This is a genomic window from Streptomyces sp. NPDC031265 (genome assembly GCF_055570295.1).
On record NZ_JBVIHM010000024.1, the window covers coordinates 98,367 to 110,746 of the forward strand.

Sequence of the window (12,380 nt, forward strand, 5' to 3'; positions counted from 1 at the left end):
CCAGGATTTCGCCCTCAGCATGCAACGGTTCTCAGGACCCCTTCCGGCAGGCAGAGTTGCGGCCATGAAGCTACTGATACTGGGTGGTACGGAATTCGTCGGCCGCGCCGTGGCCGAGGCCGCGGTGGCGCGCGGGCACGAGGTGACGGTCTTCCACCGGGGCCGCCACGAGCCGCCCGAGGGCGTGCGCACACTGCTCGGCGACCGGACGGCCGAGGGCGGCCTGGCGGCGCTGGCCGACGGGCGGTGGGACGTGGTCGTGGACACCTGGTCGGGGGCGCCCTCGGCGGTGCGCGACGCCGCCCGGCTGCTCGCCCAGGGCCGCGCCGCCCGGTACGTCTATGTGTCGAGCCGGTCCGTGTACGCGGACCCGGTCCCGGCCGAGGCCGACGAGGGCGCGCCGCCGGTCGACGGCTCGCCCGACGCCGGGGACGAGGTGGACTATCCGCAGGCCAAGCGCGGCGGCGAGCTCGCCGCCGTCCAGGAGTTCGGCCCGGACCGCTCGCTCCTGGTGCGCGCGGGGCTGATCCTCGGCCCGTGGGAGAACATCGGGCGGCTGCCGTGGTGGCTGGGGCGCATGGCGCGCGGCGGCGAGGTGCTCGCGCCGGGGCCGCGCGATCTGCCGGTCCAGTTCATCGACGCCCGGGACCTGGCGGAGTGGATCGTGAGCGCGGCCGACTTCGGGCTCTGCGGCCCGTACAACCTGGTCTCCCCGCCGGACCACACCACCATGGGCGAGCTGCTTGAGGCATGCGTACGGGTCACCGGCGGCGGCGCGGAGCTGCGCTGGACGGACCCGGAGCCGATCCTGGCCGCCGGGGTCGAGCCCTGGAACCACCTGCCGGTGTGGATTCCGCCGGGCGAGCTGCACCGCACGATGCACGGCTCGAACGTGTGGAAGGCCGTGCTCTCGGGGCTGCGCTGCCGTCCCGTCGAGGAGACGGTCGCCGACACCTGGGCCTGGCTCGAATCGATCGGCGGCGAGGCTCCGCAGCGGCCGGACCGCCCCCGGGTCGGACTCGACCCGGAGACGGAGCGGAGGCTGCTGACGCAGCGGTGATTCGGCTGCGGGCCGTCTGTGGCCGGTCGCTCCCCCAAGTTCTCGGCTTCACTCGAACAGGGGGACCCCCGTCTCGGCGGAGCCGCACATGCCACAGCCCCGCGCCCCTATGGGGGCGCGGGGCCGCACCGCACTGAGGAAAGCTGCTCCGATACGGCGCTGATGATGCGTCAGAGGGGCAGCAGATCCGGGCGCTTGGGCTCCACGTGGTCGCCCGAGCTCTCGCCGCGCAGCCGTCGTCCGATCCACGGCACCAGGTGCTCGCGCGCCCAGTGGATGTCGTCGCGCCGCACGTCCAGGGTGTTGCGCGGCGGCAGCGGGGGCCACGCCTGGTCCGGGTCGGCGGGGATCTGCAGCCCGAGCACCTGCGCGGCGCGCAGCGCGACCCGGGTGTGCCCCTCCGGCGACAGATGCAGCCGGTCGCCGTCCCACGCCCGCCTGTCCTGAACGGACTTGAGCGACCACAGGTCGAGCACCGGGCACCCGTAGCGGTCCGCGATGGAGCGCACGTGCGCGGTGTACGTGGCGACCTTGCCCCGCAGATGCTTGAAGACCGGCACCCCGCGCGTGTCGAACCCGGTGGTCACCATGACCGTCGGGATCGCGCTCTTCAAGTCGGCCACGGCGCGCTCGAAGCGCTCGGCCACGTCGTCCGGGTCGCTGCCCGGCCGGATGATGTCGTTGCCCCCCGCGCAGAAGCTCACCAGGTCGGGCGCGAGCTCCTTGGCCCGCGGCACCTGCTCCTCGACGATCTGGTCGAGGAGCCTACCGCGGACCGCGAGATTGGCGTAGCGAAAGGCCCCCTCCGGTCGCTGGTCTGCCAGTAGCACGGCGAACCTGTCCGCCCAGCCGACGAACGCCCCGTCCGGGCCGGGGTCGCCGACGCCTTCCGTGAAGCTGTCGCCGAGCGCCGTGTACGACCCGAACGTACCGCTGCTGAATGATCTCGAATCGTCTGCCACGAGACCACATCTTTCCCTTATGGGTGTGACCTACGCGACCGTAAGGAGGGGTTGACGATGGGTGATATAGACCACCCGGTCAGTTTCCCGCAGCGGGAATACGCGCCAATTGCCGACGGGGCAACGGTCGTTAGAGGTTCGCGCCCTGCTGGCGGAGGTAGGCGAGCGGGTCGACGTCCGAGCCGTAGTCGGGCGTGGTACGGATCTCGAAGTGCAGGTGCGGGCCGGTGACGTTGCCGGTGGCGCCGGAGAGCCCGAGCTGCTGGCCCTCGGTCACGGTCTGCCCGGCCGAGACGGAGAACTGCGAGAGGTGGGCGTACTGGGAGTACATGCCGTCGGCGTGCCGGATGACGACCTGGTTGCCGTACGCGCCGCCCCAGCCGGCCGAGACGACCGTGCCCGCGCCGACGGCCTTCACCGTGGTGCCGGTGTCGGCCGCGAAGTCGACGCCCGTGTGGTAGCCGCTGGACCACATGGATCCGGCCATGCGGTACGGGGTGCCGATGCTCACGCTGTCGAGCGGCGCGCGGAAGCCGGAGGCGGAGCCCTGGTTCGCGGTGGCGGACGAGGAGGTGTCGGCGGCGGCGGCCGCCTTGGGGGCGGAGGCGGCCGGGGAGGACTTCGCCGTGCGGGGGGCGGACTTCTTCGTACCGGAGTCGTGCGAACCGCTCGCCTTGGCGGAGCCGTGCGACGCGCCGCCGCCCGGGACCTTGGCCCCGAGGGTGAGCTTCATGCCCGGGCGGATCAGCGCCGGGTCGGAGCCGACGACCTCGCGGTTGTCCTTGTAGAGCCGCTGCCAGCCGCCGAGCCGGTGGTCCTGGGCGATCTGCGACAGGCAGTCGCCGCTCTTGACCTTGTATGTGGCGGGCACGGCCTGCGGGGCGGCGGCCGGAGCGGCGATGAAGGTCCCGGCGGCGCGGACGGCCTGCTGGGGCGCGGTGGCGGGGGCGGCGGTCTTCACCGCGGCGTGCGCGCCGGTGGCGCCCAGCAGCGGGATGGCGAGCGCGGCGCCGCCCGTACCGGCGGCGACCATGCCCCGGGATATCGGGCTGGACTTGGGACGGCGGTGCTTACCCTTCGCGGGCATGGCGGATTCCTCTCCGGCGCCTGCGAGGTGAGCTGTCGGGTTCGGGCTGGAGCTGCCCGGCCGGGCACCGCGTGCGGTGTTCCGGCTTCACCCCGAGCCGTGCCGGAATTCCGGACGGCGCTTACCTGGGTCCCCCGCTCCTGCCACGCGTGGATGGGTGCGGATTCCGAGCGGTGGCAGGATTCGGCGGTCCACCCGGATTGCGGTGACCGTAAGCGAGCCCGGCGGGTCACGACAAGTACCCATTCGCCTTCGGCATTCCCGGCCGGGAATTCCTCCGGGAATTCTGGTCACCCTGCGTCGACGGGAATTCCCAACAGGCCCCGCCGGAACGGGGAATTCATTCGGGCCGCCACCACGGAACGTCACGGATATGACGCTGCTCACGGGCAACCTCCCCTTCCCGCCGGGGAGATGGACAGGAGCCACCAAATCGCCCAATCCGGGCTAAAGTTCTAGCCGATTCACCCCTTCCCGCCACCTATCGCCCCATTCTGTCCACTTTTGGTCAGTGCATCCCGATGGAGATCTTCGGCGTGCCAAGAGCGCGAATTCCTTATGCCGGGAGTTCGCCAAGCCGCCGGAAACGGAACACCGCCGCATCAAGATCGCCCCGCAGCCCGGTGTCCAGACCCCGGTGCAGCAATACCGCTCCCCTGTGTACGGCCCCGGTGTCGAGGCACCGATAGGCCGCCGCCGGGTCCAGACCGCGCAGCCGTACGGCCGGGGGACGCTCGCCGTAGCGCTGGGCCTGGAGGTGGGCGAGGACCACGGTGTCGTCGCCGCGCACGTACTGGACGGCGCTGAGCCCCCCGCGCGGCGGCCGCAGCCGGTACTGGGCCCCGAGCTGCACCACCGGCCGGATCGCCTTGTACAGCTCCACCCACCCGCGCGCCTCGGCCAGCTCGGCCTCGCTCCACCGGGTGAGGTCCCCGCCGATGCCGAGCACCCCGGCCATCGCGCTCCCGAAGCGGAAGCGCAGGCTGCTGCGGCGGCCGTTGAGCAGGGTGTTGGGGCTGTCGGTGACCCAGGCGGCCATCACCCGGGCCGGGTGCAGCTGGCTGAAGCCGTCCTGGATGGCGAGCCGGTCCAGCGGGTCGGTGTTGTCGGAGGTCCACACCTGGTCCGTACGGGAGAGGATGCCGAGGTCGATCCGGCCGCCGCCGCCCGAGCAGGACTCGAAGTCGACCGAGGGGTGCGCGGCCCGCAGCCGCTCCAACAGGCCGTACAGCGCCCGGACATGCTCGATCCAGAGCTTCTGCGGATACTCCTCGCCGGGCCAGCCCGCGTCGGTGAAGCAGCGGTTGAAGTCCCACTTCACATAGTCGACGGGCGCGCTCGAAAGGAGTCCGTCCAGCTGCTCCCAGAGGTACTCCTGGACGTCCGGGCGGGCCAGGTTGAGCACGAGCTGGTTGCGGAACTCGGTGCGCCGGCGTCCGCTCTGGTGCTGCACCCACTCCGGGTGCGCCCGGTACAGCGCACTGTCGGCGTTGACCATCTCCGGCTCGACCCAGATCCCGAACCGCATGCCCAGCGCGTGCACTTCGTCGGCCAGCGGCTTGAGGCCGCCGGGGAAGCGCTCGGGGTTGGGCGTCCAGTCGCCGAGCCCGGCCGCATCATGGGTGCGGTCCCCGAACCAGCCGTCGTCGATGACGAACAGCTCGACGCCCATCGCCGCCGCCCGGTGCGCCAGCGCCCGCTGCTGCGGCTCGGAGATGTCGAACCCGGTGGCCTCCCAGGAGTTGAAGAGCACCGGCCGCACCCGCTCGGCATCCGGGATCACCCGGGCCAGCTGCCAGGCGTGCCACTCCCGGCTGGCCCCGCCGAAGCCGTCCGGGCTCCACAGCCCGGCGAAGACCGGTGTGGTGTACGAATCGCCGGGCGCCAGGGACAGCAGCCCGGAGTCGTCGTACCCGGCGCCGCCGCTGATCTGCACCCGGCCGTCCGGCAGGTGCTGGACGGCGATGCGCCAGGACCCGGACCAGCCGAGCGCGCACCCGTACACCTCGCCGCTCTCCTCGGTGGCGGTGCCCTCGGCGTCCAGGGTGACCCAGGGCAGGTGCTGGTGGCCGGTGTGGCCGCGGCGGCTGCCGAGCACCTTGTCGCCCGGGGTGAGGTCGGCCCGTACGAGCCGGGACTCGGCCGCCCAGCGGCCGTGCAGCTGGCTGAGCCGCCAGCCGTCGCGCAGCGGCAGCGTCCACACGGCCGCGTCGGCCCGCAGCAGCTCCAGGTCCGGGTCACCGGCCGTGCCCTCGTGGGCGACGGTCGCCCAGCGCTCGACGACGTCGGCGTCGTCGCGCATCCGGTAGTGCAGGGTGAGCCCCAGGCGGTGCACGGCGTCGGCGAAGCGCAGCCGCAGTTCGTCGCCGTCGACCACGGCGTCCGCGAAGGTCCACTCGGTGCCGCGCACCCGAGGGGTCCGTACGGAGAGCGCGGGGCGCGCGAAACGGGGCCCGCCCTCCACCACGTACTCCTCCTGGCCATCCAGTGGTGACTCGAAGGGCCAGTAGGGCGGCAGGGGCTGGGCGGCCAGTGCCTCGGCGTCGGCGAGGGCCAGGCGCGGGCCCCAGTGGAGGTGCAGGAGTTCCCCGTGGTCCGTGAGGTGCAGCGCATAGCCGCTGGTGCGACCGGAGAGCAGCCACACCCGTCCGTCCGTAGTCTCGATCATCCCGACTCCCCAGTTCCGCACAGGTACGCACAGGCACGAACACCAGCAACAGGATCGGGGGTCCATCGCCGCGAGGGCAACGGGTGCGAGGGGGTCGCCTTCCGGTCGGGCCGTCGAGATGATTGCCCCGGGAACCCATGTCGTATCGTCGGATCGAGGCGGCGTGATCTTTTTTCGAACCACATCAGGAGCGAACGTGACGCAGCAGACTCCGCAGGTCCCTTCGACCGAACCCGAGCTCTCCGGGGTGCGCAACTTCCGTGATGTGGGCGGACTGCCGACCGTGGACGGCCGCCGGCTGCGGCACGGACGGCTCTTCCGCAGCGGCCACCTGGCACACGCGACCGAGCAGGACGCTGCCTTCCTCGCCACCCTCGGGCTGCACACCATCTTCGACTTCCGCAACGCGGCGGACCAGAAGCTGGAGGGGCCGGACGTGGACCTGCCCGGGGTGCGCAATGTGAACATACCGCTGACGGACCCCGCCGACGGGGCCGAGTTCTGGAAGATGGTCCGCGACGGCGACATCAACCAGCTGCGGTCGGTCCTCTCCGACGGCCGGGGCGCCGACCGGATGTCCCGCTCGTACCGGACGATCATCCGCGAGCGCACGGCCGAGCACAGCCGGGTGCTGCACGCGCTCGCCGAGGACAGCGTCCCGGCGCTGATGCACTGTGCGGCGGGCAAGGACCGCGCCGGGCTCTCGATCGCGGTGTCGCTGCTCGCGGTGGGCGTCGAGCGGGAGGCCATCGAGGCGGACTACCTCAAGTCCAACGACCCGCACCGCCGCTACAAGATGCACCGCAGCGACACCTCCGCGGCCGGGATGAGCGCGGAGATCGTGGAGCTGCTCAACCCCCTCTTCGACGCCCGCGCCAGCTATCTGCACGCGGCCTTCGACACCATCGAGGGGACCTGGGGCACCACCGACCGCTATCTGACCGAGGGCCTGGGCCTCACGGCCGAGACCCGCGAGCGGCTGCGGGAGCGCTTGGTGGAGGACGCGGCGTAAGCCGCGTGGCGGGTCATTTGCCGACCGTGAACAGGAGGTAGAGGAAGGCCGCGAAGATGTGGCCCGCGATCAAGTAGGCGAAGAGCCGGACCACGAGCCCCCGGGGGAACTTCGTCTCCTGGGTGCTCGCGTCGGACCGTCCCTGGTTCTGCGACATGGCGTACCTCTCAGCCGTGCGGGTGGTGCGGATGCGGATCGGGGCTCTGGAGCAGGGTGTGGACGAACAGGAACGCGGCCCCGCCGTGCGAGACGGCGGAGATCCGGTGCGGGGTGAGCGAGTCGAAGTGCGCGCTGTCGCCGGGGTCGAGTTCGTGCGTGGCGTCGCCGAGGGTGAGCCGCAGCCGCCCGGACAGGACGTGGAGCCACTCCTCGCCGGGGTGGACGCGGACGAGCTCGCGCTGGGTGCCGTACGGGACCTCCACGCGCAGGGCCTGCATGGCCCGGCCCGGGTGCCCCGCCCGGTGGTAGGTCCAGCCGTCGGCCTCGGCGGGCTCGGCGCGGCCTCCCCGGATGACGGGTTCGCGCTCGGGCGGCATCTCGCCGAGCAGCTCGGAAACCGTCGTACCGTAGGTACGGGCGAGCGCGAGCAGCATCGGCAGCGAGGGCTGGCGGGCGCCCGTCTCAAGGCGGGAGAGGTGCGCCGGTGAGAGACCGGCCCGCGGGGCGGCGGCCTCCAGGGTGAGGCCGCGGCGGCGCCGCAGGTCGCGCAGGCGCGGGGCGACATCGGGGAGCGCGGGGCCGGACGGCTCCTCGGCGCCTTCGGCAGGAGTGCTCATGCACTCCATTCAGTCAGCGGGTTGCCTCTGGGGCAAATTTTTTACCCCAGAGGCAAAAACGCCTACCGGTTGGCGACCGCCTGCTTGACCAGGGTCCGGCCGAAGTCCCACATCAGGCTTCCGCCGCCGTGCGCGTCGTCCATGACGGCGGTGAACGCGTCGACGAACCGGTCCACCTCGGGCTCGCCGATCGTCAGCGGCGGGATCAGCTTGATCACCTCCAGATGGTCGCCGGAGACCTGGGTGAGGATGCGGTGCTTCTGGAGCAGCGGCACCACGACCATCTGCGCGAACAGGCCCTTGCGGGCGGTCTGGAGCATGGTCCAGCGTCCACGCAGCCGCATCGAGGAGGGCTTGCCGAACTCGATGCCGATCATCAGCCCGCGCCCGCGCACGTCGTGCAGCAGCTCATAGCGGTCGACCAGCGCGGCGAGCCGGGACCTCAGGAGCTCGCCCGTGACGCGCGCGTTGGCGACGACGTCCTCGTCCTCCATCACCGCGAGCACCGCCAGCCCCGCCGCCATCGCCTGGGCGTTGGAGCCGAAGCTGGCGGAGTGGACCAGGACCCGGTCCATCGACGAGTAGACCTTCTTGAAGATCCACTCCTTGCCGAGGGTCGCGCCGACCGGCACATAGCCGCCGGAGAGCGCCTTGGCGACACAGACCAGGTCCGGCTCGACGCCCTTGTCGTGCTGGTACGCGTAGAAGTCGCCGGTCCTGCCGAGCCCGGTCTGCACCTCGTCCGCGATGAGCAGCGCCTTGTACTTGTGGAGCAGCTCCTGCGCGGCGAGCAGATAGCCGGGCGGCGCCTCGTGGACGCCCTTGCCCTGGATCGGCTCCACGATCAGCGCGGCCACGTCGCCGTGCTCCAACTCCCGCTCAAGGGCCGCGAGATCGCCGAGCGGGACCGCCGTGTCGGGCAGCAGCGGGGCGAAGCCGTCGCGGAAGCCCGACTCGCCGTTGACCGAGAGCGCGCCGGTGGTCAGCCCGTGGAAGGCGTGCGAGCAGTACAGAACCCTGGGCCGGCCGGTGGCGTACCGGGCGAACTTCAGGGCGGTCTCCACCGCCTCCGTACCGCTGTTGCCGAAGAACACCCGGTCCAGGTGCGGGCTGTGGGCGAGCAGCTTCTCGGCGAGCAGGCCGGGCAGCGGCTGGCAGTCGAAGCGGGTGAGGTCCGCGAGTGAGGCGTCCAGCACGTCGTGGAGTGCCATGCGCACCACGGGGTGGTGGCGGCCCAGGCCCATCACCCCGAACCCCGCGAGCATGTCCAGGTAGTCCTGGCCGTCCGCGTCCCAGAAGTACGCGCCCTCGGCCCGCTCGTAGACCTTGTCGAAGCCGATGGTGTGCAGCATGCGCGGCAGCTGGTGGTTGAGGTACTTGGTGTGCAGCTCGTAGCGCTCGGCCCCGCGCTCGGCGAGGAGCCGGGCCAGGTCGAAGCCCTTGGGTCCGCCGTCGGTCATCCGTCGTTCTCCTTCTCGGCCGCCGCGGCGGCGTCCTGGCGCGCCGCCAGCGCGGCGCTGATCCGTCCCGCGATCTCCACCGGGGTGAGCCCGATGTCGGCGAGGACCTCGGCGCGCTTGGCGTGCGCGAGGAACTGCTCGGGGATGCCGAAGCCGCGCAGCGGGGTGTCCACCCCGGCGTCCCGCAGCGCCTGCCCGACGGCCCACCCGACCCCGCCGGTACGGATGTTGTCCTCCACGACCGCGACCAGCGCGTGCCGCTCGGCCAGCGGCGCCAGCTGCTCGTCGACGGGCTTGACCCACCGGGGGTCCACCACCGTGCACCCGATGCCGCGCCCGGCGAGCAGGTCGGCGGCCTGGAGGCAGACGGGCGCGAGCACCCCGACCGCCACGAGCAGCACCTCCGCGTCCTCGTCGCGGCGCAGCACGTCCATGGAGCCGATGCGGTCCAGCGCGGGGAGGTCCGGGCCGACCGGCTCCTTGGGGAAGCGGAGCACCGTCGGGGCGTCGTCGACCTCGACCGCCTCACGCAGCTGGGTCCGCAGCTGGGCCGCGTCGCGCGGGGCGGCGATCCGCAGCCCCGGCACGACCTGGAGGACGGAGAGGTCCCACATGCCGTTGTGCGAGGCGCCGTCGGCGCCGGTGACCCCGGCCCGGTCCAGGACGAAGGTCACCCCGCACCGGTGCAGGGCGACATCCATCAGGACCTGGTCGAAGGCGCGGTTGAGGAAGGTGGCGTAGACGGCGACGACGGGGTGAAGGCCGCCGGTGGCGAGCCCGGCCGCCGAGACGGCCGCGTGCTGCTCGGCGATGCCCACGTCCCAGACCCGGTCGGGGAAGCGCGCGGCGAACTCGGTGAGCCCGGTGGGGTGGAGCATCGCGGCGGTGATCGCCACGATGTCGGGCCGCTCCTCGCCGAGCGCGGCCAGCTCCTTGCCGAACACCGAGGTCCAGGAGGGGCCGTTGGACGGCGTCAGCGGCTCGCAGGTCAGCGGGTCCATCGCGCCCACGGCGTGGAAGCGGTCGGCCTCGTCGTCCAGGGCCGGCTGGTAGCCGCGCCCCTTCTCGGTGAGGCAGTGCACCAGCACGGGCCCGTGGAAGCGCTTGGCGCGCCGCAGCGCCGACTCGACGGCCTCGATGTCGTGCCCGTCGATGGGCCCCACGTACTTCAGTCCCAGGTCCTCGAACATGCCCTGCGGCGCGAACGCGTCCTTGAACCCCTTCTTGGCGCCGTGCAGCGACTCGTACAGCGGCCGCCCCACCACCGGTGTCTGCTGGAGCACCTGCTTGCCCCAGGCCAGGAACCGCTCGTACCCGTCGGTGGTGCGCAGGGTCGCCAGATGGTTGGCGAGGCCGCCGATGGTCGGGCCGTAGGAGCGCTCGTTGTCGTTGACGACGATGATCAGCGGCCGCTCCCGGGCGGCCGCGATGTTGTTGAGGGCCTCCCAGGCCATGCCGCCGGTGAGTGCGCCGTCGCCGATGATCGCGACGACATGGGCGTCCCTGTTCAGGACACTGTTGGCCTTGGCGAGTCCGTCGGCCCAGCCGAGCACGGTCGAGGCGTGCGAGTTCTCGATGACGTCGTGCTCGGACTCGGCACGCGAGGGGTAGCCGGAGAGCCCGCCCTTGGAGCGCAGCTTCGAGAAGTCCTGGCGCCCGGTGAGCAGTTTGTGTACGTAACTCTGGTGCCCGGTGTCCCACAGGATGCGGTCGACCGGCGAGTCGAAGGTCCGGTGGAGGGCGATGGAGAGCTCCACCACCCCCAGATTGGGCCCCAGATGGCCCCCGGTCCGCGCCACCGCGTGGACCAGGAAATCCCTGATCTCCTGCGACAGCGCGGCCAGTTGAGCGCCGTCCAGCGCCTTCAGGTCGTGCGGCCCCCGAACATTCTCCAAGATCGTCACGCTGGAGCCCCCTTCGGATCCCGTTCAGCTCTCGGTGGTGCCGGTCAGCCCCGCGCGGTGACGCTCGGGACGCCGGAGGCGACGCCCTCCCCCTCCATCTCCTGGGCGATCTTCATCGCCTCTTCGATCAGCGTCTCGACGATCTTCGACTCGGGAACCGTCTTGATCACCTCACCCTTGACGAAGATCTGACCCTTGCCATTACCCGAGGCCACACCCAGATCCGCCTCACGCGCCTCACCCGGCCCGTTCACCACACACCCCATCACCGCGACCCGCAAAGGCACCTCCATGCCCTCAAGACCCGCCGTGACCTCCTCCGCCAACTTGTACACATCCACCTGCGCCCGACCACACGACGGACACGACACGATCTCCAGACGACGCTGACGCAGATTCAACGACTCCAGAATCTGCATCCCCACCTTGATCTCCTCCGCCGGCGGCGCCGACAAAGAAACCCGGATCGTGTCCCCGATCCCCTGGCTCAGCAGCGCACCGAACGCCACAGCCGACTTGATCGTCCCCTGGAACGCCGGACCCGCCTCCGTCACACCCAGGTGCAACGGATAGTCACACCGCGCCGCCAACTGCCGGTAGGCCTCGACCATCACCACCGGATCGTTGTGCTTCACCGAGATCTTGATATCCCGGAAATCATGCTCCTCGAACAGCGACGCCTCCCACAGCGCCGACTCCACCAACGCCTCCGGCGTGGCCTTCCCGTACTTCTTCAAAAGACGCGCATCCAACGACCCCGCGTTCACACCGATACGAATCGGCGTACCCGCATCCTTCGCCGCCCGCGCGATCTCCTTCACCTTGTCATCGAACTGCTTGATGTTGCCCGGATTCACCCGCACCGCCGCACACCCCGCGTCAATCGCCGCGAACACGTACTTCGGCTGGAAATGAATATCCGCGATCACCGGAATCTGCGACTTCTTCGCGATCGTCGCCAACGCATCCGCGTCATCCTGCGTCGGACACGCCACCCGCACGATCTGACAACCCGACGCCGTCAACTCCGCGATCTGCTGCAACGTCGCCCCGACATCCGACGTACGCGTCGTCGTCATCGACTGCACCGACACAGGAGCATCCCCGCCGACCGCCACCGACCCGACCTGGATCTGACGGCTTTTACGACGCTCGGCCAGCCTGGTCGGCACGGACGGCATTCCCAGTGAAATCGCGGTCATCTGCTGTGCAACCCCAACGTGTGGATCAAGGTGTGGATCAGGTCCCGAGATCGGCGGGCTCCAGCCTTCGAGGTTACGTCACGCCGGGGCACCGGAGCACACCCCACCCCAAGAGTTCACGCGAAGGGGCGGGGGGGGGGGGGGGGGGGGGGGGGGGGGGGGGAGGGAAGGGGGGGGGGGGGGGGGGGGGGGGGGGGGGGGGGGGGGGCGGAGGGGAGAGGGGGAAGTGGATGGTGGTAACAGTTGGCG

At 71.2% G+C, this 12,380-nt stretch carries 10 protein-coding genes and 1 riboswitch; of the genes, 2 read left to right on the forward strand and 8 right to left on the reverse strand.

The genetic code is table 11. The features are described 5' to 3' along the window. Window positions 1-64 precede the first annotated feature (64 nt). Complete coding sequence (locus tag ACZ499_RS29950) at window positions 65-1,060, forward strand: NAD-dependent epimerase/dehydratase family protein (protein WP_468679370.1); 996 nt, start codon at window positions 65-67, stop codon at window positions 1,058-1,060. A 170-nt stretch (window positions 1,061-1,230) separates the two neighbouring features. On the opposite strand, the gene ACZ499_RS29955 is transcribed toward ACZ499_RS29950, so the two are convergent. From ACZ499_RS29955 to ACZ499_RS29965, 3 genes are all read right to left on the reverse strand, one after another. Beyond that, the gene (locus ACZ499_RS29955; RefSeq protein ID WP_385544447.1) at window positions 1,231-2,022 is read right to left on the reverse strand and encodes an SGNH/GDSL hydrolase family protein; all 792 of its coding nucleotides are present in this window, start codon (window positions 2,020-2,022) and stop codon (window positions 1,231-1,233) included. 130 nt (window positions 2,023-2,152) lie between these two features. Then, entirely contained in the window at window positions 2,153-3,109 is a 957-nt protein-coding gene (locus tag ACZ499_RS29960; RefSeq protein ID WP_468679371.1) for a M23 family metallopeptidase, read from the reverse strand. Window positions 3,110-3,113: 4 nt separating this feature from the next. Then, window positions 3,114-3,279: riboswitch (cyclic di-AMP (ydaO/yuaA leader) on the reverse strand. A 386-nt stretch (window positions 3,280-3,665) separates the two neighbouring features. Then, entirely contained in the window at window positions 3,666-5,777 is a 2,112-nt protein-coding gene (locus ACZ499_RS29965; protein ID WP_468679372.1) for an alpha-galactosidase, read from the reverse strand. Window positions 5,778-5,973: 196 nt separating this feature from the next. Here ACZ499_RS29965 and ACZ499_RS29970 point away from each other — a divergent pair, with 196 nt between their 5' ends. Further along, window positions 5,974-6,789 (forward strand): tyrosine-protein phosphatase, encoded by an 816-nt coding sequence (locus tag ACZ499_RS29970; RefSeq protein WP_468679373.1) that lies wholly within the window; start codon window positions 5,974-5,976, stop codon window positions 6,787-6,789. Between the two features lie 13 nt (window positions 6,790-6,802). On the opposite strand, the gene ACZ499_RS29975 is transcribed toward ACZ499_RS29970, so the two are convergent. From ACZ499_RS29975 to ispG, 5 genes are all read right to left on the reverse strand, one after another. Next, window positions 6,803-6,946, reverse strand: a complete 144-nt coding sequence (locus ACZ499_RS29975) for a DUF6126 family protein (RefSeq protein ID WP_371655739.1) — start codon at window positions 6,944-6,946, stop codon at window positions 6,803-6,805. 10 nt (window positions 6,947-6,956) lie between these two features. Continuing rightward, a complete protein-coding gene (locus ACZ499_RS29980; protein WP_468679374.1) occupies window positions 6,957-7,565 on the reverse strand; it encodes a helix-turn-helix domain-containing protein in 609 nt (202 codons plus the stop codon). A gap of 62 nt (window positions 7,566-7,627) precedes the next feature. Continuing rightward, window positions 7,628-9,025, reverse strand: a complete 1,398-nt coding sequence (locus ACZ499_RS29985) for an aspartate aminotransferase family protein (RefSeq protein ID WP_468679375.1) — start codon at window positions 9,023-9,025, stop codon at window positions 7,628-7,630. Next, a complete protein-coding gene (gene dxs, locus ACZ499_RS29990) occupies window positions 9,022-10,929 on the reverse strand; it encodes a 1-deoxy-D-xylulose-5-phosphate synthase (protein ID WP_468679376.1) in 1,908 nt (635 codons plus the stop codon). The genes ACZ499_RS29985 and dxs overlap by 4 nt, the downstream gene beginning before the upstream one ends. A 44-nt stretch (window positions 10,930-10,973) precedes the next feature. Then, window positions 10,974-12,131, reverse strand: a complete 1,158-nt coding sequence (gene ispG, locus ACZ499_RS29995) for a flavodoxin-dependent (E)-4-hydroxy-3-methylbut-2-enyl-diphosphate synthase (protein ID WP_468679377.1) — start codon at window positions 12,129-12,131, stop codon at window positions 10,974-10,976. Between the last annotated feature and the right edge of the window lie 249 nt (window positions 12,132-12,380).